The organism is Marinitoga sp. 1154 (assembly GCF_013363285.1).
In the GTDB taxonomy this organism is placed as follows: Bacteria; Thermotogota; Thermotogae; order Petrotogales; family Petrotogaceae; genus Marinitoga.
Window position 1 is genome coordinate 13,834 of sequence record NZ_LBFB01000019.1, and the last position, 22,510, is coordinate 36,343.

Genomic DNA, 22,510 nt, shown 5'->3' on the forward strand with positions numbered 1-22,510 from the left:
AATGAGTGAATTTAATAATTTAGGTAAGTTATTCGAAAGTAAGATTAAAGATTTAAGAGAGGTGCCTGTAGACACCTTTGCATATATTGGAGATGCTGTAATTAATTTATATTTTATAAATTATATTATAGATACTGGTAGAAAAAAAGCAGGTAAGTTACATAATGAAAGTAAAAATTATGTTAGTGCAAAAGCACAAGCTAAAATAGTTGATAATATTTTAAATTCTTTCAACGAAGAAGAAAAAAATATATATAAAAGAGGACTTAATTCAAAAGGCGCTAAAAAGCGTGGAAATGATTTAGAATATAGAAAAGCAACTGCATTTGAAACTGTTGTTGGATATCTGTTTTTAAAAAAAGATTATACAAGATTAAATGAAATTTTAGAAAGTTCTAAAAACGTATTAGGGGAGAGAAAATAATGTATGTATATGGCAGAAATGTATTAAAAGAAATTATAAATGCGCATTATCCTGTAAAAAATATTTATTTTACCGATAGTAAAAAAACAGATAAAACATTTAAAGAATTAATTGAATTGACCAAAAAACATAAATATTCATTCTCTTTTGCACCTGATAATGTTCTACAAAAAATGGTTAATGTTTCAAAACATCAAGGTGTTGTAATAGATATTGGAAAAGAATTTAAATATGTTGATGAAACTATTCTGAATAATTTAAGAGAAAACGCTACAATTGTAATCTTGGATCAAATTCAGGATCCTCATAATTTCGGCGCCATTATTAGATCTTCTCTCGCTGCTGATGCTGATTTAATAGTTATTCCTAAGGATAACTCCGTTGAAGTAACCTCAACTGTTATTAAAGTTTCAGTAGGGTTGGCTTTTAGAATTCCTATTTTAAAAGTAACTAATATTTCAAGATTTATTGAGACTATTAAAAAACACGGGTTTTGGGTATATGGTGCTGACATGAGTCATAATATATACTATGAAACAAATTTAACTGGAAATGTTGCTATTGTTATGGGAAATGAAGGAAGTGGTATTAGAGAAAAGATTAAATCAAAATGTGATGCTTTAATTTCTATTCCAATGGCAAACAATGTTGATTCATTAAATGTATCTGTTAGTGCAGGTATTATATTATTTGAAATTTTCAGACAGAAAAGCAGGTGATTTTTATGGCTATTGTTAAATTACCCGAATCGGTAATAATGAAAATCGCTGCTGGTGAAGTAGTTACCGGAACTTTTGCTGTTGTAAAAGAACTATTTGAAAACGCCATTGATGCCTATGCTGATAAAATTACTGTTGAAATAAAAGATGGTGGAAAAACATATATTAGAATTACAGATAATGGTGTAGGAATGTCTGAAGAGGAAATATTACTGGCTGTTCAACCACATACTACAAGTAAAATAAAAGACGTTAATGATTTATATAACATTCATACATACGGATTTAGAGGCGAAGCTTTAGCTGCTATTTCAAGAGTTTCAAGAATGAAAATAACATCTAAGAGAAAAACTGATGATATAGCTACAAGTGTTGAATTTGTGGGCGGGGAACCTATCAACTCTAAAAAAATAGCAGCTTCCAATGGCACAACAATAGAAGTGAGAGATTTATTTTTCAATTTACCTGCAAGAAGGAAATTTTTAAAATCTCCTGCTGTAGAAAGCAGGATGGTTACTGAAATTATTGAAAAATTCATACTGGCATCTAAAGTTGGTATTGATTATATAAAAGATAATAGAGTAGTATATTCTGTATCAAAAGATATCCCTTTAATTGAGAAAATAAATACTATATTTCCAGAAACAAACAAAGAAGATTTCTTTGAAATAAACCTTGAAGAAAAATGGTTTAAAATTAAAGGTTATATCTCACATCCAAGAGTAACAAGAAATAATAGAACTGCACAGGTATTTTTTATAAACAATAGATATATCCGTTCTGGAGAATTATTTGCAGTATTTGAAGCGGGTTATGGTGAAATGCTTGAATCAAGACGTCATCCATATGGAATTATATTTTTTGAAATCGATCCAAAAGAGGTGGATGTTAACGTTCATCCTCAAAAACTTGAGGTAAAAATTTCTGAGTCAAGAATTATTTATAATAGATTTAAAAAAATTATACGTGAGATGCTTATAAAAGAAACAAGATTTAAAATGTCTATTGACATTGAAAAAAGTAAAATTAAGCAAAATACTACCGATCATATAAGTTTAGAACGAGATTTAGATAAAAAAATAAATAATAATAATTCTTTTATTAAAGGAAACTCATACAATCAAATTCCAACAATATCAGAAAAAGAAGAAAAATATAATACATTTTTAATTAAAAAGAAAAAAGATAATAGAATAAATTTACATATTCAAAATGAAAAAAAGGTTAATAATTTCAAAGAAAAAAATACGCTAAAAAATCTTATTAATAGTAATATCATAAATAATATAAAACCGATTGAATCCAAAAAAGAAAAAACACCGAACTTAGACTACTATAAAATAATAGGCGTTGTTGCCAGTAGATATATAATCCTGGAGTTAAAGGATTCTATTCATTTTGTAGATTTTCATGCTGCGCATGAAAGGGTGTTATATGAAGATTTAAAAAAGGAATTTTTTGAAAATGGAAATATAACAACACAGATGGTAATGTTACCAATAGAACTAAATCTTGATGCAGTTAGAAAAGATATTTTGGAAGAACATATCGAAAAATTAAGAAAATTGGGATTTGAAATAACAAAAAATAGCGATGAATACTTTATTATGGGATTTCCATCCAATTTAAGAATAAATGATCCTCAAGCAACGATAATTGAAATACTTGATGAGTTACGACTTGAAGGTATAGAATCTTTAGACAAGGTATTTGACCATGCAATAGCCACAATGGCATGCAGAGCAGCGGTAAAAACCGGTGATGACCCTGTAGGGCTTGAAAAATTAGTTTCAAAAATTATTGAATATAATATCTTAACTTGTCCTCATGGAAGACCTATTTCAATGGAACTTTCTTTTAAGAAATTGGATGAATTTTTTGAACGTAGTTGACAATAGCAAAAAAATATAGTATAATATGAAAAAATCTTATAGGTGGTGTAACATATGATTATAATATTATCAATAAAATTAAATAATTTCAATAATAATAATATCAACCAGCGTTGGTGTAACGCGAGGTAGCTCGTTTTATATACAATCACCGGCGCTGGATGTTTTCATACCAGCGCCGGTTTTTTATTTAAATATAAAATAATTGAAAAACATATTACGGAGAGGGAGAGATTCTTATAAATTTAATTTTTTGAAGGGAGAGGGTATTATGACTAAAAAAACTATTGAAAGTAGGGAAAGAAAGGTTGACACTGTTGAATTGGTAAAAGAATATTTAGAAAATTCTGTTTTTAAAGACGCTACATTAATCCAACATGAAATTTTGAAAAGTATCAGACATGCACTGGATGAAAAAGGATTTGTGGAGTTGCTACCTGTTACTGTTTCTCCAATAACAGATCCACTAAACCATCCGCATTTTGAAGCTGAATTTGAATATTATGGTCAAAAATATTCAGTTACTAAATCTATGATATTGCACAAACAGGTTGCTGTTCTAGTTCATAAGAAAATTTATATAGTCTCACCAAATGTAAGACTTGAAACCGAAGATAAGATGGATTCTGGAAGACATTTATTTGATTTTGTTCAAATTGATATGGAAATGTTGGAGGCAAGCAGAGAAGAAGTTTTTGATGTAATGGAAGATGCTATTATTTATACAATCAAAAATATAAGAAAAAAATTCCCGGAAATAATTAGAAAATATCATCCATCATTAAAAACACCTTCTAAACCTTTTAAACGTTATACTGTTAAAGAACTAAAAGAGAAATATGGTGAAGATGATTATGAAAAAATTGCTTCTTTAAATGCTGATGAGCCATTTTGGATGATTGACATTCCTCTATTAGAAAGAGAATTTTATGATAAGCAGGACCCTGAAAGACCTGATGTTTTACTTGATTTTGATTTAATTTATCCAGAAGGTTTTGAAGAAGCTGTTTCAGGTGGAGAAAGGGAACATGAATATGAACAGATATTAAAAAGAATGAAATTGAAAAATACACCACCCGAACAATTTGAAGATTATTTAAAAGTAGCAAAAGCTGGCATATTAAAGCATTCTGCTGGATGCGGCATTGGAATAGAAAGATTTACAAGATGGATACTTTCACTTGACCATGTGGAGAAAACGAGACTATTTGCCAAAACACCTGGAAAACACTCAATATAATAAAAGGGGCATTAGCCCCTTTTATTATATTGAAATTATTATTAATTTTATATTTTTGTAATTTTGCTTTTTATTTACTCACTATAATAAAGGTGCATGTAAATGTACCTTTATTATATGTTATATCTTGAATTTGTTTATTAAATTCATCAATGATTTGGATAATTTATTTCCTTCTTCTGCATTTTCATTAACCTGTCTGGAACTTTCATTTTGTTGTTCTATCGCATTTACCATATATTTAACCTGATCAGATATTTCGGATATCACTTTTGATATTCTATCCATAGCAGCAGCCATTTCTTCTGTAGATGCACTTTGTTCTTCTGCAGCAGAAGATAACTCATGTACTTTCATAACCATTTCTTCAACTCTATCATGAATTATTTTAAACTGCGAAACTATATTTTCTGATTCATCATCGATATTTTTAATGACTTTTACTACTTTGTTTGTTGCTTCGTTAGCGCTTAATGCTCCATCTTTTACTGAAATCAATATCTTTGCTATTTCTTCCGTAGATGCTTTACTCTGTTCTGCAAGCTTTCTAATTTCATCAGCAACAACAGCAAATCCTTTTCCAGCTTCACCAGCCCTTGCCGCTTCTATTGCTGCGTTTAGAGCCAACAGATTTGTTTGCTCTGTTATTTGATTTATAGTTTCTACTATATTACCAATATTTTGTACTTTCTCGGCTAATTCATTTACTTTTTCCTGAGTGTTTTGTGATTCTGTTACTGCATTTTCAACTATATCGACTATTTTCTTTACTGATTTCTCACCATTCACTGCAGCTTCTGATGTTTCATTTGCTTTATAGGATAATTCTTCTGCATTTGTAGATATCATTTGAGCAGAACTTGCAATTTCTTCAACCCCAGACGAAACTTCCTCAACAGATGCAGATGCATCTTCTGTATTTGATTCTATAACTTTTGATTGTGAAGCTAAATCTTCTGAAATTGCATTTTGTTCTTCGGATATTGAGGCTAGTGTATTAGAGGATAACGCCAGTTTATCAGATGCATTGTATATTTGTTTCATTGAATCTCGTAAATCACATGCCATTTTGTCCAATGCGCTGGCCATTTGAGCAATTTCATCTTTTCCCTTTATTTTAAAGGCTACTGTTAAATCTCCTTTTCCAAATGATTGGATTTTTTTCATCAATGTTCTTATTGAGGTTATTATGTTCTTTATAATTAACCAACCAAATATAATAGAGATTAAAACTCCTATACCTATTGAAGAGATAACCACTATTAACGCCTGTTTCACTTTTGAAACTGTTTCTTCACCTTTATGAAGAGCTTCTGTTTTATTATAAGCAACTATTTTTTTCAACACATTTGCCGTTTCCTCAAACAAAGGAAGATTAATATTTAAACTTTGATCTGCCATTTGCTCTTTTAATTGTAAAGCTTCATCTGCTATTTGATTTATTGTTTCAAAAGTTTCGAATATATTTTCTAAATACGGTATAAGAGAATTATTATATACTCTCTGCATTAATGCTATCTGTTTTTCATTCTTCTTTTTTATAACATTGTTTATAGTTTTGGCTGTTTTTAAAAATCCTTCATTATATTTTTTCATATCACTTAACATATCAATTAAATAATCATTTTCTGTTTTATAAGAATCTAACCATTTACCAAAAGCACTATTTCTTGGATTCAACTCTTCGTTAAAAGGCTCTTTTTCAAGGATTGCTTTTTCAATTATCCAGGCCAGTCTATACAATTCGCTTTCATATGTTTTTATATCAAGTTTTAAAGATTTCGGATCCAATATTTTTGTTTCATCTAATTGTTTTGATAAGTTCATAAATTTTGTATGTTCTTTTTTCCATATACTTAATTTGTTTTTATAGTCTTTCCAGTATTTTGATTCTTCTACAGACAGATTAAAACTTTCATATTCTTTAATTAACTGATTAATTGAATCCCATATTTCTTTCATTCTTTTGTATTCTTCTTCTCTTAATTTTGCATCAGTCAAACCTAATAAAGTCATTTCAGACTTTTCTATAGATGTTTGAAGCTGATGTATTGACAATATTTTTTGAACTTTAGGTAAGTTTTTATTGGCAATATCTAAAACATAGTTTTTTATATTATTTGTAGACAGCAACCCTAAAACTCCTATTATTATTGCAATTACTACTATTACCGAAAATCCAGAAATTATTTTAGCCTTTAAGCTCATATAATCATCACCTCCAATGTTGTGTACAGTATTATATCAATAATATACTAAAAAATCAAAAACCAATTTTAAACATATATTGACAAGTACATATAAATAATGACAATCTATGTCAAAAATTTATTTAAAATTTTATAATTTTATTTTACTGTATATTTTTAATTATTTTTAATATTCTATCTTTGATATTTATTTAGGAAAATTTCTTTCTTTAAAGAATGATAAATTGAAAGATTATTCCATGGAGGGATTCTATGAAAAAAGTTCTATATATAGTGATAATTATATTATTATTCATATTTTCATCCTGTTTAAAACCTGTTGAATCAAAATTTAAAATAGTTGTAGAAATCTCCTTTTCAGCACAAACAAAGACTGTGATAAATAAGGATATAAATGATGCAACAGGTGAAATTATATTAAGAATAGATTCTCCCCTTGCAAATATTGGACAGGCTTATTTAAAAATAATAAATACTGAAAACACTGAGAATATCAAAACTATTAATTTAAATCCTTTGAATCAAAACACTTTATCTGGCACATATAAATTAACAGAGCCAGGAAAATATGAAATAATTGGTATTTTTAATATCGGTGGAGAAGAACATACAAGTAAAAATAAATTATATATTAATGTTTATGATTATAAAAAAGAATTAGAACCTTCTTTAAAATTCAAAAATGTAGAGGATGGGAGTTTTATTGAGAATAACGAATATTATCCATATAGAAATTATTCCATAATTGTATCCATTGATCCGAAAATTATATATAGCAGTGATTTTTCATACAAAATATTCTTGGATAATTCTTTAATTGAAAATGGTACTTTAAAAAACAAAACTTTTGAATCAACACCAATATTTTTAAAAAAGAAAAATCACATTGTCTCTGTTGAAGTATATGACACAACGAATAATGGGTTTGGAAGAACAACGGTGGAACTAAATCCTAAAAATATAGATACTTCTTTTAATTTAATAACAAAAATTCATAAAAATGATTTCAATGGGCCAATTATAACAAATAATTCAACTTTGTCAACTATTGATCCAATATATATTGTGATGGATATAAAAGAAAATTATGATTTACCAGCATCCTATCTTTTTAATATATCCAATGGTGATAATGAAATAACCCAAGTTACTACCGAAAAAAAACAATTCAAATATGGTCCAATATATTTGAATGATGGTATTAATAATTTAAATATAATCGCTAAAAATTTAATTTCAAAAGATTCAACTGAAAATAATTATACATTTAATGTGGAAAAGATCGAAGAATTTTCTGCTACTCTTAATATATATAAAAAAGATTATCTTGATAATGAAATAAAAATAGATGATAAATCGTTATTAACTGATAAGGATCCTATTTTTTTCAAAGTGTTAGTTAATAAAAATTATGATTTTTCAAATGATTTAAATTATAAATTTTTATTGAAAAAAGATGGTATTGATTATAAAAAACTGGATATAACAACTAATAGTACTATTTTAGAAACAGAAAAGATGCTTTTAAATTCTGGAAATTATGAACTCGAATTAACAATAACAAAATCCGATACGAGTTTTTCAAAAAAATTTTATAAGACCTTTAAAGTTTCTAAATCTATTAATAATTTTAACTTAAATTTTTCTTTAATACAGAAAAATTCAGATGCAAGCACTACTTTATATTATTTACCTGAAAAAATTATCGTTGATCCAGAGTCCACCAGATTAAATGATTTTGATGTGAATTTTGATATAAAATCGGAATATTCATATCCAGCAACCTATGTATATTCTATTTATATTAATAATAATGAATTGTTTAAATCAAATCCTGTTCAAACGAGAACATTTAAATATACCTCTTATGAATTTCCAGAAGGGCATAATTATATTCAACTTAAAGTTAAAGATATAGATAGTAATTATTCTGTAACCAAAGATTTTGAAGTTTTGGTGAAAGAGAAAAATCCTCCAAAATTATATAGGATTTCAATTGAAGGTACAGACGTTTTTTCAAAAGAAAATACATATGATTTTTATAATTTAGAAATTAGCAATCCCATCGTTAATCCAAGAATTATTATTGAATTCTATGATGAATCTGAAATAGAACAAAAAGCATCTTTAAATGTTAGCATAAATATTCCTGAAACTGGAACAAATACCATAATAAATATTCCTATTTCAGCCAGTCAAAAAAATAAATTTATAAAATATAGCGGAATACTTGAAAATATAACACTCGATTCTTCTCAAACTTGGACAATAAAAATAGATCCTTCTCAAATTGAAGATGAATTCGGAAATACTCGAGCAAATGCTGCTGAAAGTATACCTTATACTATCAATTTTAAAACCAAATAACATAAACACGGAGGTGTAACTTATGAGGATTTATCACAACATGGAAGCCTTAAATGCATGGCGAACTTTATCCAACGTAAAAGGAAGTATGGGTAAAACTTTAGAAAAACTTTCTTCTGGTTTAAGAATTAATAGAGCTGCTGATGATGCTGCTGGATTGGCTATTTCAGAAAAAATGAGAAACCAGATAAAAGGTCTCGATAAAGCTATTAAAAATGCTCAAGACGCTGTATCAATGATTCAAACTGCTGAAGGTGCGCTTAATGAGGTGCATTCAATATTAAAACGTATGAGAGAATTAGCTGTCCAATCCTCAACAGAAACAAATACCGATGCAGATAGAGATCAATTACAAAATGAATTTCAGGAATTAAGAGATGAAATTAACAGAATTGCAAAAACTACACAGTTTAATACAAAAAACTTATTAGATGGTTCAATTAAAGGAACAAGAACAGCTGAAGCTAAAATTGTTGCTCCAGGTTCCGCTCACTTCGCAGTTGGAGCATATTCATCAAACATCACAACAAGTGGTAACTTTATTATTGAAGTTGGACAATTTAGAGGTGGCGCAACATCACAATTAGATATAAAAATTTCAAGAATTGATTCAAATGGAGTTGCTCAGGTTACAATTGCAAATGTAACTTTATCCGGTTCAAGAATAGCTGTTACATTAAGTGGGGGGTCAGCAACTATTGGTATTACATGGGATTCAAACCAAATTGCTAAAATAAATGATTATGGTGGAACTCTGGCTTCGGGAACCAAAGTTGATGGTGGTTCTGTAGCTGTATATGGTATTGTTACGTCAAATGTCGATCCTATAAAATTCCATATTGGTGCAAATGAAGGTCAGATTATTACTTTAGGTTTTGAAAGTATGAAGGCAGATGATTTGGGGATTTCCTCTAATGTAAAGATAAGTTCACAAAGTGATGCAGAATTTGCAATTAGCGCTCTCGACGCTGCAGTATATAGAGTATCTGCATTTAGAGCAAAATTAGGGGCTTCTCAGAATAGGTTGGAACATACTATTAAGAACTTAGGAGTTGCTCAGGAAAACTTAACGGCTGCTGAAAGTCGTATTAGAGATGCTGATATGGCTAAAGAAATGGCCGAATACACAAAACAACAAATTTTATTACAATCAGGTACTGCTATGCTTTCTCAAGCTAATCAATTACCTCAACAGGTTACACAATTACTTAGATAAAAATTCCGGCAAAAGCCGGAATTTTATTTTTTTTATTTATTTTTTAAAATCTTCTCAACATTGATTATCAAAACAATTTCATTTTCTAAAGAAAAAGTGTTTTCAACAAAATAAAATTCCTGCATTTCATCTCCAACATCATTTAACGCCATTTGTTCTACGGGGATTACATCAATAATTTTATTCGTAAAAAAACCATAATTTTTCTTTTCAAATTCAAAATTTATTATAATATTATCTTTATTGTATTCTTGGAATTTTTCACTTAATAATCTATTTAAATCAATTAATGTAATAGGTTGATTATTTTGGGTTACCACTCCTACAATAAATTCTGGAGTATTTGGCAAATCCTTTTTTTCAGAAGCAGGAATAAACTCTTTTATATTATCTGTTTTTAATGCATAAGTTATCTCATCTGCTTTAAAAACAACATAATATTCAATTTTCTCTTTTAAAAGTATTACTTTTTTTAATTCTTTAAACGGATTCTTCTTCATTAGTTTCACTTCCTGATTCTTCCTTTTTTTCTATGGCTTCTAATTTTTTAAATATATCTTCAAGGTTTTTTGGTGTTTTTCTTGAAATAAACATTTTCTTTAACTCATCATAATTTTTTTCTATATCTTTAAAATTATCTACTATACTATCCATAATATTTTTATTTTTATTTATGATAAGCTTTAATAAATTAAGTGCATTTTTTACCTGAGCAGATGATATAGAATATTCTTTAATAAAATTTTCTATATCATTATAGCTTGTAGAAACAGTTCTAATTTCAGAAATATTTAAATCTATGGTTTTAAATAATTCATCTAATGTATTTTTATATTCATTTAAATCTTCAATGATATGAAAAATATGAGAATGTGTTTTTGAATTATATTCTTTTAGTACATAAGACATATCTCTCATATCCGATGCAATTACTGCAAATGTTAATGAATTTTTCTCTTTTGATGCTTCTAAAGCGGCATTTAAAGATAATATTTCTGCTCTAAAAGATAATTCACTTACTTTTTCAGAAATATCTGTTATTTTAGAAATCAATTCATTGAAATAAGGAATTTTAGCCTTTGATTTTAATAGATTATGACGCAATTTTTCGAGCTCTTTATCATAAGAATTCAATTTGCTTTTAAAATTATCGGAAACCTTTTGTGAATCATATACAGATTGTGATATTGCTTCAAAAGTTTTTGAAAGCTTTTCAATAGTATTGTTTTCTTCATTTATCCTTGATACTTCTTCCTGAATTAAAGCACTTGTTTTATTTATATTATTTTCCAGATTATTAATCTGTCTGGAAAAACTATTAAATTGTTCTTTTAAATTTACCATTGTTAGCTGCAAGTTATCCGAAAAATCAACAAACATGGGTTCTCTTACATTTATTGTAGAATCAAAGTTCATTTCATTTATTTTTTTCAATTCTGTTTTCATTATATCAATTGATTTATAAAATCTTTTTTTCAATATAATATGATTAAAAAGTATTTCCAAAAAGCTCAGGAATAAAAACAACCCTAATCCAATTAAATAATATTTTGTAAAGGATGGAAATATAAGTTTTTTTTCAACATAAAACCCCATTTTCCAGTTTATATAATCGATTTTGCTTACAAAAAGCAAATAATCTTTTTTATTTTTACTTATTTTCATGAAACCATCTGAATTTTTTAAATCTCTTATTATATTATCTCGAAAATTCTTGGCAAATGTACTGGAATTAATACTTCCATCATTGTTAACACTAAAATAACTACCAAGATTATCTACAAAAAATATTTCCCCTTTTTTCTTAAATTTAAAAGCATTTGTACTTAAAAATAATTCTTTTAAGTTTAGCGAACCGCCAAAAATGTATTTTTTACCATTTTCATAGTGTTCAACTGCAATTATTATAGCAGTATTTCCAGATATTTTAGAAGTGAAAATATCACTAATTGCCCATTTTTTATTATTGGTATATATTTCTTGAAAATATCTATATCGCGAAATATTTGTAAATATATTTGAACTTGAAATACTTTCTCCATCAGAATTTGCTATGAAAAATTCCTCGAATTCTGGAAATTCTTTTAATTTGCTTTTTAAATATTGTAGTATATTGGATGTTTTAGTGGAATTATAAGAAATTTGTTTTGGCATTAATTTTAATTTTTCTACTTCATTTTCAAAATATAGAGAAATATAATCTCCTTTACTTTCTAAATTATTCATTATACTTTCTGTAATAGGGTTAGAAATATTTTCCCCCAGATCAAATTGAAAAAAATAAATTATAACAATTATTAAAATCCCTAAAATAGAAATAGATACTAAATTCAACAGCCCCTTCATAGATATTCTAAACATTTATATCCTCCTATCCCAAAATAATATTATCAATTAACCTTGCTTTTCCAACAAAAGCAGCTACTGCAATGAGAACTTTATCAGAAATATTTTCAACATTTTCAAGAGTATATTCATCAACAATCTCAATATAATCAACCTTTACTAAAGGATATTCATTAAAAATTTTTTGCATTTCAGTTTTAATTTTTTTGGCACTTTTTTCACCGTTTTCATATAATTCTTTTGCTTTTTTTAATGATTTATTCAACGCAAGTGCCTGTATTCTCTCTTCTTTACTTAAATAGATATTTCTTGAACTCATTGCTAATCCATCATGTTCCCTGATAATAGGCATTTCAATCATCTGGACATCCATATTTAAATCATTAACCATCTTTCTTAAAACTCTAAATTGCTGAGCATCCTTCTGACCAAAATATGCTCTGGTAGGTCTTACAATATTAAACAATTTAGAAACAATAGTTGTTACACCCTTAAAATGTCCAGGTCTTGATTTTCCACAAAGAACTTTTGTCAATTTTATTTCCTCAACATAAGTTGAATAATTTTCTGGATACATTTCTTCCACAGATGGATGAAAAATGTAATCCACATTAAATGGTTTTAGCATTTCCATATCTCTTTCCATATCTCTCGGATATCTATCAAAATCTTCATTTGGACCAAATTGTGTTGGATTTACAAAAATACTTACTATAACAATATCATTATCTTTTCTTGCTTGCTCTACAAGAGATAAATGCCCTTTATGCAAATATCCCATAGTTGGAACAAAACCTATAGTTTTACCTTTTTTTATTAACTCATTTCTAATGTTCTTCATTTTATTTATATTATTGATTATTTCCATAAATTTCCCTCCATTCATTTTAAGAAAATCTAACTAAAAGAATTTTACCACATAATGAAATTTTTTCAAAAATAAAAATCTTATAGGTTGTCTAAAAAGTCTCAAATGAAACGAAGGCTCGAAGATTGCCCTTAACACACCTACGGTGGGTTATAGGATAAATAATTTTTATTATATAATTATAAATCTTTTTCCCTTAGATTTTTTATCCTAAAAAATCTAAGCGTGAATGTAAGCCGTCAAAAAAACAGGACGTTTTTTTGAGTGAAGCTTTTTCATGGATGAAAAATCGATGCGACGGCTGAGAATGAATAATTTTAAGGATAAGCAATCGAGCTGCCTGAGTGAATTTGATTTTTTAGACATCGTAAAAATCTCATTTAGCTTTTTATATATGATATTTATAAAAAACTTGAAATTTTATATCATATTAGTGTATAATTTCAAATGGTTATTGTTATAAATATATAAACACAAAAATTATATTATTTTAAAAGGGGGTTACATTTACTATGAGTAAAAAGTTCTCTAAGATTTTTTTTGTAGTTGTATTTATAGTTTTATCGATATTTTTAATTAGTTGTAGTGCTCAAACAGAACAAAAAGTTTCACCAGGTGAAATAAAATCTGAAATTAATGCTACTGATGTGGAGAACGCAGAAAAAACTAGCGAATCTCTTATTGAATTAACCTTTGAAGTAACTTTACCAGAGAATACTCCAGAAGGTGAAAATATTTATATTGTTGGATCGTTTAATGATTGGAATCCAAAAGATGATAATTATCTTTTAAAAAGAAATGGAAATATTGGGACAGTTGTTTTAAATGTTGAAAAGGATACAGAAATTGAATACAAATACACGAGAGGAAATTGGGGGACTGTTGAAAAAGACGAAAACGGTGAAGAAATTGAAAATAGAAAAGTTATTGCTGATGAGACTAAAACTATAAAAGATGTTGTTGGAAGTTGGGCAGATGTTCCAGCCGAAATAAAAACAAAAGCTCAACCAGGTGAAAAAGCAAAAGTTATATTTGAAGTAAATCTTCCACAAAATACACCCATCTCTGATTCTATATATATTGTTGGCAACTTTAACAATTGGGATCCTGGACAGCTTGAAATGGAAAGAAAAGGGAATAAAGCTGTTTATACACTGGATACTGAAGTAGGAAAAAGATTGGAATACAAATATACAAGAGGAAATTGGGATACTGTTGAAAAAGATGAAAATGGCGAAGAAATTTCAAATAGAGTATTAATAGTAACAGATACTGAACAATTGCAAATAGATAAGATTGCTTCATGGAGAGATATTCCACCACAAGAAACTTCAAATTCATCAGAAACACCTGAAGTAAAAAACATTTCTGATGAAGCAATTGAAAACTTTTTATCTTCAATTCCAAAAGGTGATGAGAATAAAGAACCATTAAAAGTTGCTATTGTATGGCATCATCATCAACCATCATATAAAATTCCAGGAAGTTTAAATGCTGAAATGCCATGGGTTAGAGCACATGCTATAAATGATTATCCATATATGGCAGATTTGGTTGACAAATATTTGACTTCTGGAAGTGTTACATTTAATATTACACCAGTCCTTTTGATGCAGTTAATGGATTACGTTAATAATAATGCTAAAGATAAATATTTAGAATTGTCATTAAAAGATACTTTAACTGATGAAGAAAAAGAATTTGTAAAATGGCATTTTTTTGATATAAATCCACAATTTATTGATTCTCACCCAAGATATAAAGAATTAAGAGAAAAAAGAGATAAAAATGAAAAATTTACTTCCCAAGATTGGTTGGATTTAAAAGTGGTATGGAATCTATACTGGATAAATATAGAGTATATAAATTCAGATGAAAAGTTGAAAGCATTAATGGAAAAAGATAGAGATTATACAAAAGAAGATTTGAAATATGTAATATCAAAACAATATGAAATTATGTCTGAAATAGTGGATAAATATAAAAAATTGTGGGATGAAGGAAAGGTAGAAATAACTACAACACCATATTATCATCCAATACTCCCTTTATTGGTTGATATGGGATGGCCTGAAGATGCAAAAGCACAAATCAAAAGAGGTTTAGAATATTTCACAAAAATATTTGGCAAAAAACCAGAAGGTATGTGGCCTTCAGAGCAGGCTGTAAGCACACCTCTTGTCCCTATGTTTGCAGACGATGGAATAAAATGGATAATAACAGATAAACAGATATTACAAAAGGCAGGAATTAATACAGGAGATCCCAAACAATTATATAAACCATATAAAGTAACGGTGGATGGGAAAAGTGTTATAGTATTTTTTAGAGATACCGACTTATCTGATAGAATTGGATTTAAATATTCAAATATGTCAAAAGAAAATGCAATTAAAGACTTTTTGAGTGCCTTGCATAAAATTCAAAAGATGAATGATGTGGGAGATATGGTTGTTACAATTGCTCTTGATGGAGAAAATGCCTGGGAACATTATCCTAATAATGGAAATGATTTTAGAAAACTATTTTATCAGGCTTTATCAAATGATCCGTATATAGAATTGGTAACTCCAGGTGAATATATAGAAAGTTATGATATTAAAGATGAATTAACTCAATTACCAAAAGGTTCATGGGTAGGAGGAAGTTTAGATACATGGTATGGTGAAAAAGAAGAAAATGAAGGATGGGAAAGATTAGCTCAAGCCAGAAAAGTTTTAATGGAAAATAAAGATAAATTAACAGAAAAAGAATTTAAAAAAGCTCTTGACATATTATATGCAGCAGAAGGTAGTGACTGGTTTTGGTGGTATGGAAGTGACCAGGATGCAGGTTCAAATGAAGTATTATTTGATATGCAATTCAAAAAATTATTAATACAGATTTATAGAAAAGTAGGTATTTCAGAAGAAAAAATTCCTGGATATTTATTCATAGCAAATAAGAAACCATCTACTGCTTCAAAAGGAAATATTGGAAAAGTAGAAATTACTTTAGATGGAATTATTGATGAAAAAGAAATGACGAAAAGCGCATATTATTCAGATGATGATTCTGGCGTAATGTACAAAGAAGGGGATTTGATTTCAGGCTTTTATGTAGGAAGGGATAATGCAAACATATATGTAGCTATTGAATTAAAAAAATCTATCGATGATTTAGCGGGAAAATACTACAAACTTGAAATTTATACCGATACTCCAAATGCAAAACGTCTAAATACAAAAACTGCCTATTCAAAATCTGGAGAAAAAATAACTGATCTGGGTTTTGCACTTGCAAAAAGATTTAGTTTTAATATACAAAAGTACCCGGCAAGAAAAGACCTATATTATTATAATGCAAGTGGCACAGAGCGCTGGATGATAGGTGGAAAGGTTCCGGATTTAATAGCAGTTAATGGAAATATAGTAGAATTTAAAATACCATTTGATTTAATTGGAATTAAAAGCGGAGATGAATTCAATCTTGCAGTTGTTATGGCTCATACAGAAAAAAATAACTCTAAAGACGTTGATTTTGCTCCAAATTCAGGTCCTGTCCACATAACAATACCAAAAGAGATTGGTGGAAAATTAATAAAGACCTTTAAGGATCCTGTTGGTGATGAAGATGGTCCGGGTGGATATATTTATCCAAAGGACAATGCTTTTAAACCATTTAAAGGTTTATGGGATATAGAGTGGGTAAAAGTATATGATGCAGATGATTCAATTGTATTCAAATTCAAATTTGGAGAAATGACAAATCCATGGGGAGCTCCAAAAGGTTTTTCACATCAACTAATTAATATATACCTTGATACGAAAAATGGAGGATTAACAAAAACATATAAAGATGGCGCAAGAGTCCAATTTGATAAAAAACATCCATGGGATTATTTTATAAAGGTTGCTGGATGGCCATCATATGGTCAATTGCTTGCTACAGTTGATGGTCAGGAAATTCCAGAAGGTGTTCAGGTGGAAGCTGATCCTGGAGAAAAAATTATAACTGTAATTGTAATGAAAAAATTCCTTGAAATAAAAGATAATAGAATTTATGCATATTTTATGGTTGGTTCTCAGGATGGTTATGGAGCAGATCATTATAGAGCTGTAACTCCAGAAAATACTCAATGGACACTTGGAGGATATCCAGAAAATGCAGGAGATTTTGGACCTTATGTTCTTGATATAATTGTCCCAGAAGGATATGAGCAATATAGTATATTATCCAGTTATACTGACTCAGAATATGCAACATTAATACCAGTAGAAATTGATTTTTAAAAAGCTCTTTATAAAAAGAAACAACCCAGATATCGCGGGTTGTTTCTTTGTTTATATATATTTTTTTATTATTTTCAATAATATATCAAATTCTTCATTCAAATCCAATTCGCCATTAATTATTTCAATATCTCTTTCGGGAAACCAATTTTTTAACCTTAAAAATCCATTTCTAACCTTTTCAAAAAAAGCTTTATTTTCCTTTTCGATCCTATCTTTTTTCTTATTTTTCATTCTCTTAAAAGATGTTTCAACAGATATATCAACAACAATTGTTAAATCCGGGATAATACCATCTAATGCATGTTTATTTATTTCAAAAACTTCTTTCCAACCTAATTCGCGGGCATATCCCTGATATACTATAGATGAGTCTACGAATCTATCTAAAATAATAATTTTTTCCATATTTGGTTTTATTAATTCCTCCACCAATTGTGCTCTACTCGCTGCAAATAACAATGCCTCACTTATATGACATATATTATAATCTCCCAATAACAACTCCCTGATCTTTTCGCCAAGCTCAGTTCCACCTGGTTCTCTGTTCCATATAACATTATATTTTTTCAATTTAAAATATTCTGCTAACTTTTTAGATAAAGTAGATTTTCCAGAACTTTCTATACCTTCAAAAGTTATTAACATAGTTTCCTCCTTTATTCATTGCTATTTTTTAAAAATACTGGTGGATTTATTTTTAAATTCTCTCCCCCGTTTTTTCTTAATATCCCACCTATTAATTGCGCAGTTTTATTTTTATTTCCATATGCAATATATATTTCCTGTAATGAAAACCTGTATTTTTGAGCCATATTTAAAAAGGTTACAAAATATGTGGGATGATATACAAAAATCATTCTTTTTTTATTTTTCAAAGCATAATATGCTGCATAAAAAAACTTTTCAAGATTTTTTTCATTAAAAGTTCTTGCTGTTTTTCTATCATTATATGGGCTTTTTAATGATTTTTCTGAGTAATGGGGTGGATTTGTAATAATACAATCCACAGACTCTCTTTTAACATATTTCGTAATATTGTATATATCGTCATTTATGAAATTTACTCTACTTTCCAAAAAATTTCTCTTTAAATTATTCACAGAATAAATATATGGCTCTTTTTGAATCTCAAAACCTGTTACTTTTATATTATTATAGATTTTAGCTAATGCAATCGAAATACTTCCTATTCCTGATCCAAATTCTAATATTACTTTTTCTGTTTTCAACAATTTTGCTATTTCTAAAAGAAATGTTGTTCCATGTGTTGGTAAATGAAATTTATTTGGAGATTTAAGACTTAATTCTTTAAAAAGGGTTTCAATATCAACTTTCATTTAATCACCACACCTGTATTTGTAGTAAGTGTAGCTATATTTGTTTGAAATAATATACTCCTTGAATAATCCGAAACTTCCATTTTTTCAATGTTTGAATTCATGATCTTTGACCATGAGAATCTGCTCTGTCTTAGATTAGAGGTATTTGTTTTATTTAAGAGAATTTTTGTTAATCCATTTATATTTAAAGTATTAAAATAAGATAAATCAGATTGAAACATATTAACATTTTCAAATGTTAATATGTTAAATGTGCTATCTTTTATATACACTTCTTCTGTATTGTGAAATTTTAAATCACTTTTATATCCCAATGTATTATATAAACAAATTCTGAAATCATTTACAGATAACAAATCTGTACCATCTAAAAATTCGGAATCTTCTAAATAGATTAATTTAGCTTTATTTCCTATTATTTTAACATTATCAAAAATCGTTTTTGAAGCTATGAAAATTCCTCCATCAACAATAATTTCTCCATTCCCGCTAATAAGAGATTTCCCAGCTCCCGGCATAATAAAAAATAAACCTTTTATTATTAATTTTGAATTTGACACAAATTTCAAGACACTTCCAGATTCAACCATAACCACACTTTTTTCTCCAAGTGTAGTTTCTCCCCCTATTAAAAACTCGGAATTTATTTGCGGCAAATATAAATTCTCTTCAGAAGAATCAAGGATATTTCTTACAAGATGAACAAAAGTTCCAGAAAATCTTATCGTTGGTTGAGATGGAAAACTCAATGTTCCGTATTTACTTTTTTTTCTTATCATTGCTATATTAGCATTGGTTAATCTGGCATATGCTGCTTTTGTATCTAATGCCTGTTTCCATCCATACTTATATGGAACTTCAACAATATATGAATCAACATTCGTTTCATAATTCCAACCAAATGTATCAACCGAAAAATCTATTAACTTTGGATTACCTGTTGCAATAGGTAGAATGTTTTTTTCTAATTCAACATTCATCCTTTTTTTACTATAATTTCCACCATTATCAATAACTATTAATGTTGCCTCTTTTGAACCATCCAATAAAACCTCATCTATATTAATTAACGAATATATGTTTTTTCCTGTTTTTAGAATTATTTTCAAATCTTCATCTGGTGTCCAATCGTCTGAAACCTTTATATTTGTTTTTCCAAATAATGATATTTTTAGATTGTTATTCAAAATTTTTGGTTTTTCATCAATATCTGTATTTATTTTAATTATTTTATCTTTTGACTTATTATTATATTTATCCACTGCATATAACTTATATTCAAGTACTCCACTATTTTTTTCTAATGGTATTTTTAAACTTATATTAAATGTATATTTTTTATTGTTCCCTTCCAATATAAATTCTTTTAAATCTGTAGCAGGTGAAGATGCTGTTATATTTAAATTCCCACTTTTAATGTAATAATTAAAAAAAACAATATCTGGAGCAATATTATCAAAATATAAAATTATATATTTTTTATAAATTTCCTTATTATCTACAAATAATTTTATTGTCACCGTATTTTTTCCATTTTTTAAATCGGTAAAATAATATAAATTTCCTTTCTTATTAAAAGTTATTTCATATCCTTGATCATCAAAAAATTTTAATTTGTAATTATCTATATTTGCAGTTATTTTAACGGGAAAAGAAGGTGACACAATGTCACCTTCAATTTTTATCTCTACTCTTTTTTGTGGATAAAAACATGAACTTAATAAAAACAATAATAACAACACAACAATTAAAATGCTATTTTTCATTTATTTCTCCTCATACAAATATTTTAGTATTGGTGAATCAGGTGATAATAATAAAATATTATCTTTAAATGAATCCTTATATATATCTGCTATTCGCTTTAATTCAAAAAATTCTGGACTCGCGTTGTATGCATCTGCATAAATTGCTATAACGCTTGCATCGGCTGTACCACGTATTATCTCAGCATTTTTTTGTGCTTCTGATAATATTATTTTGACTTTTTTATCTGCTTCTGCTTTGATAATTTCTGATTCTCTTTGTCCTTCAGCTCTTATTTGAGCTGCAATTGAATATCTTTCAGCCATCATTCTATTATATACAGATTTGGATATATCTGGAGGCAAATCTGTTCTTTTAACCCTAACATCAACAATCTCAATTCCAAACTGTTTTAAATTCTCACTGCTTCTTTTTGTGATTTCTGTCAACATTTCTTCCCTTTTTTTGGATAATACTTCATTTAATGTATATTTAGCTACTAAATCCCTTACATTTGAATAAACAACATCATCTATTCTTGTTAAGGCCAACTGTACCGATCTCATACTTTCTATAAACGTCTTGGGATCATTTATTCTCCATATAGTGTATGTATCAACTATAACTGTTTTTTTATCAGCTGTAATGATTCTTTCAGGATCTATATCATATAACATAAGCCTTTTTTCAAATTTTACCACATTATCTATAAATGGTGTTTTAAAACTTATACCAGGTTCCGTAACAATTTTTTTAATTTCACCAAATCTAAGTACTACTGCTTGTTGCTCCTGATTAACAATAAATAATGATGTATAAATAAATAATATTACAATAATTGCTATTAAACTCAAAATGATTGATTTTGTTGTTTTTTTCATTTTGTACCACCACCTATCTCAGGTAAGTTAAGTAATTTAAGAGTATTCGGACTATCCACAATAATTTTTTCTTTTGAATTTTGAATCAAATCTTGAATAGCTTCCAGGATAATTCTTTTTTCTGTAATATCTTTAGCTGCTTTATATTCTTTTAACATTGCTTTAAATCTCTTTGCCTCACCAGTTGCTATTGCTACTCTTTCATATGAATAAGCTTCTGCATCTCTTAAAATTTTCTGTGCCTGTCCCTGTGCTTTTGGTATTACATCATTTGCATATCTATTCGCTTCATTTATAAATTTCTCCTTATCCTGCTTCGCACTATTAACATCATCAAAAGCCTTTACAACTTCATCGGGTGGAGCTACTTCCTGCAAATAAACATTTTCTACCTTAATCCCTGCACCATATTCATCCAGTATTTTTTGCACTTTTGCTGCCGTTTCCATCGCAATTCTATCTCTCTCAGAAGTTAAAACATTATCAATTGGATTAATCGCTACCATTTCTCTCAATACGCTTTCCGTGGCAAATTTCACCATATCAAAGCCATTTAAAATTCTAAATGCAAACTTTACTGGATCAGCAATTCTATATTGAACTACAGCTTCAAGACTTACAATGTTTTCATCGCCTGTAATCATCAATGATTCTTCAGTAACGGGCTGATATTCAACTCTTCCTCTGTAATTAACTGTTCTGAATCCGATTTCAATTTTCTTTAATGTTTTAATATCAACAATTCTATGTGATTGAAAGGGGTATGGCAATCTCCAGTGTATTCCTGGTCCTGTTGACGAGGTATATTTTCCAAAAGTCAACACCAATCCCATTTCTGATGGTCCAACCTGATAAATACTGGTACTAAAATAACCCAAAATCAATAACACTACAACCAGCCAAAAAATTCTTTTTAAATAATTCTTTTTTCTTCGAGGTTTTTCTTCTTCAACATCGAAGATTTCGAAATTATCTGTCATACTCCAT

At 28.1% G+C, this 22,510-nt stretch carries 16 protein-coding genes; 7 read left to right on the forward strand and 9 right to left on the reverse strand.

From position 1 onward, the window contains the following. The first annotated feature begins 1 nt into the window (after position 1). The 4 genes from XO12_RS08475 to XO12_RS08490 all read left to right on the forward strand — a co-directional run bounded on the left by XO12_RS08475 (position 2) and on the right by XO12_RS08490 (position 4,275). On the forward strand, positions 2-424 hold the full coding sequence (locus XO12_RS08475) for a Mini-ribonuclease 3 (protein WP_047265883.1): 423 nt from the start codon (positions 2-4) through the stop codon (positions 422-424). Further along, entirely contained in the window at positions 424-1,143 is a 720-nt protein-coding gene (rlmB, locus tag XO12_RS08480; RefSeq protein WP_047265882.1) for a 23S rRNA (guanosine(2251)-2'-O)-methyltransferase RlmB, read from the forward strand. Before XO12_RS08475 ends, rlmB begins: the two co-directional genes overlap by 1 nt. A 5-nt stretch (positions 1,144-1,148) precedes the next feature. Beyond that, complete coding sequence (gene mutL, locus XO12_RS08485) at positions 1,149-3,035, forward strand: DNA mismatch repair endonuclease MutL (protein WP_047265881.1); 1,887 nt, start codon at positions 1,149-1,151, stop codon at positions 3,033-3,035. Positions 3,036-3,306: 271 nt separating this feature from the next. After that, positions 3,307-4,275: an asparagine synthetase A gene (locus XO12_RS08490; RefSeq protein WP_047265880.1), complete on the forward strand. Its 969-nt coding sequence runs from the start codon at positions 3,307-3,309 to the stop codon at positions 4,273-4,275. A gap of 120 nt (positions 4,276-4,395) precedes the next feature. Here the strand turns inward: XO12_RS08490 and XO12_RS08495 are convergent, their stop codons facing one another. After that, positions 4,396-6,483, reverse strand: a complete 2,088-nt coding sequence (locus tag XO12_RS08495) for a methyl-accepting chemotaxis protein (protein WP_052913198.1) — start codon at positions 6,481-6,483, stop codon at positions 4,396-4,398. 254 nt (positions 6,484-6,737) lie between these two features. Here XO12_RS08495 and XO12_RS08500 point away from each other — a divergent pair, with 254 nt between their 5' ends. Both XO12_RS08500 and XO12_RS08505 read left to right on the forward strand, forming a co-directional pair. Beyond that, positions 6,738-8,852: a hypothetical protein gene (locus XO12_RS08500; RefSeq protein ID WP_047265879.1), complete on the forward strand. Its 2,115-nt coding sequence runs from the start codon at positions 6,738-6,740 to the stop codon at positions 8,850-8,852. Positions 8,853-8,874: 22 nt separating this feature from the next. Further along, positions 8,875-10,068 carry a flagellin gene (locus XO12_RS08505; protein WP_047265878.1) on the forward strand — a complete coding sequence of 398 codons (1,194 nt, stop codon included), beginning with the start codon at positions 8,875-8,877 and terminating at the stop codon, positions 10,066-10,068. A 32-nt stretch (positions 10,069-10,100) separates the two neighbouring features. On the opposite strand, the gene XO12_RS08510 is transcribed toward XO12_RS08505, so the two are convergent. Genes XO12_RS08510 through panC form a run of 3 tightly spaced genes read right to left on the reverse strand, consistent with a single transcriptional unit; the run spans position 10,101 to position 13,282 of the window. Next, the gene (locus XO12_RS08510; RefSeq protein ID WP_047265877.1) at positions 10,101-10,568 is read right to left on the reverse strand and encodes a chemotaxis protein CheW; all 468 of its coding nucleotides are present in this window, start codon (positions 10,566-10,568) and stop codon (positions 10,101-10,103) included. Next, a complete protein-coding gene (locus XO12_RS08515) occupies positions 10,549-12,429 on the reverse strand; it encodes a methyl-accepting chemotaxis protein (protein WP_047265876.1) in 1,881 nt (626 codons plus the stop codon). Before XO12_RS08515 ends, XO12_RS08510 begins: the two co-directional genes overlap by 20 nt. 10 nt (positions 12,430-12,439) lie before the next feature. Beyond that, the gene (gene panC / locus XO12_RS08520; RefSeq protein ID WP_047267552.1) at positions 12,440-13,282 is read right to left on the reverse strand and encodes a pantoate--beta-alanine ligase; all 843 of its coding nucleotides are present in this window, start codon (positions 13,280-13,282) and stop codon (positions 12,440-12,442) included. 512 nt (positions 13,283-13,794) lie between these two features. Between panC and XO12_RS08525 the strand changes: the two genes are divergently transcribed. Next, complete coding sequence (locus XO12_RS08525; RefSeq protein ID WP_175420122.1) at positions 13,795-17,553, forward strand: glucodextranase DOMON-like domain-containing protein; 3,759 nt, start codon at positions 13,795-13,797, stop codon at positions 17,551-17,553. 51 nt (positions 17,554-17,604) lie between these two features. Here XO12_RS08525 and tmk read toward each other — a convergent pair whose 3' ends face one another. The 5 genes from tmk to hflK are packed head-to-tail and all read right to left on the reverse strand — an operon-like array spanning position 17,605 to position 22,503. Further along, positions 17,605-18,201, reverse strand: a complete 597-nt coding sequence (gene tmk / locus XO12_RS08530) for a dTMP kinase (RefSeq protein ID WP_047265874.1) — start codon at positions 18,199-18,201, stop codon at positions 17,605-17,607. An 11-nt stretch (positions 18,202-18,212) separates the two neighbouring features. Continuing rightward, the gene (locus XO12_RS08535; RefSeq protein WP_047265873.1) at positions 18,213-18,893 is read right to left on the reverse strand and encodes a tRNA1(Val) (adenine(37)-N6)-methyltransferase; all 681 of its coding nucleotides are present in this window, start codon (positions 18,891-18,893) and stop codon (positions 18,213-18,215) included. Beyond that, positions 18,890-20,662: a hypothetical protein gene (locus XO12_RS08540; protein ID WP_047265872.1), complete on the reverse strand. Its 1,773-nt coding sequence runs from the start codon at positions 20,660-20,662 to the stop codon at positions 18,890-18,892. The genes XO12_RS08535 and XO12_RS08540 overlap by 4 nt, the downstream gene beginning before the upstream one ends. Next, the gene (gene hflC / locus XO12_RS08545; RefSeq protein WP_047265871.1) at positions 20,663-21,523 is read right to left on the reverse strand and encodes a protease modulator HflC; all 861 of its coding nucleotides are present in this window, start codon (positions 21,521-21,523) and stop codon (positions 20,663-20,665) included. Further along, a complete protein-coding gene (gene hflK / locus XO12_RS08550) occupies positions 21,520-22,503 on the reverse strand; it encodes an FtsH protease activity modulator HflK (RefSeq protein WP_084822651.1) in 984 nt (327 codons plus the stop codon). The genes hflC and hflK overlap by 4 nt, the downstream gene beginning before the upstream one ends. Positions 22,504-22,510 lie beyond the last annotated feature (7 nt).

Bases quoted from the DNA above. Each gene is read 5' to 3' on its own strand.
- rlmB (WP_047265882.1), top strand. From the start codon at position 424: ATGTATGTATATGGCAGAAATGTATTAAAAGAAATTATAAATGCGCAT.
- panC (WP_047267552.1), bottom strand. From the start codon at position 13,282: ATGGAAATAATCAATAATATAAATAAAATGAAGAACATTAGAAATGAG.
- hflC (WP_047265871.1), bottom strand. From the start codon at position 21,523: ATGAAAAAAACAACAAAATCAATCATTTTGAGTTTAATAGCAATTATT.
- XO12_RS08475 (WP_047265883.1), top strand. From the start codon at position 2: ATGAGTGAATTTAATAATTTAGGTAAGTTATTCGAAAGTAAGATTAAA.
- XO12_RS08505 (WP_047265878.1), top strand. From the start codon at position 8,875: ATGAGGATTTATCACAACATGGAAGCCTTAAATGCATGGCGAACTTTA.
- XO12_RS08510 (WP_047265877.1), bottom strand. From the start codon at position 10,568: ATGAAGAAGAATCCGTTTAAAGAATTAAAAAAAGTAATACTTTTAAAA.
- XO12_RS08500 (WP_047265879.1), top strand. From the start codon at position 6,738: ATGAAAAAAGTTCTATATATAGTGATAATTATATTATTATTCATATTT.
- XO12_RS08490 (WP_047265880.1), top strand. From the start codon at position 3,307: ATGACTAAAAAAACTATTGAAAGTAGGGAAAGAAAGGTTGACACTGTT.
- hflK (WP_084822651.1), bottom strand. From the start codon at position 22,503: ATGACAGATAATTTCGAAATCTTCGATGTTGAAGAAGAAAAACCTCGA.
- XO12_RS08515 (WP_047265876.1), bottom strand. From the start codon at position 12,429: ATGTTTAGAATATCTATGAAGGGGCTGTTGAATTTAGTATCTATTTCT.
- XO12_RS08525 (WP_175420122.1), top strand. From the start codon at position 13,795: ATGAGTAAAAAGTTCTCTAAGATTTTTTTTGTAGTTGTATTTATAGTT.
- XO12_RS08535 (WP_047265873.1), bottom strand. From the start codon at position 18,893: ATGAAAGTTGATATTGAAACCCTTTTTAAAGAATTAAGTCTTAAATCT.
- XO12_RS08495 (WP_052913198.1), bottom strand. From the start codon at position 6,483: ATGAGCTTAAAGGCTAAAATAATTTCTGGATTTTCGGTAATAGTAGTA.
- XO12_RS08540 (WP_047265872.1), bottom strand. From the start codon at position 20,662: ATGAAAAATAGCATTTTAATTGTTGTGTTGTTATTATTGTTTTTATTA.
- tmk (WP_047265874.1), bottom strand. From the start codon at position 18,201: ATGTTAATAACTTTTGAAGGTATAGAAAGTTCTGGAAAATCTACTTTA.
- mutL (WP_047265881.1), top strand. From the start codon at position 1,149: ATGGCTATTGTTAAATTACCCGAATCGGTAATAATGAAAATCGCTGCT.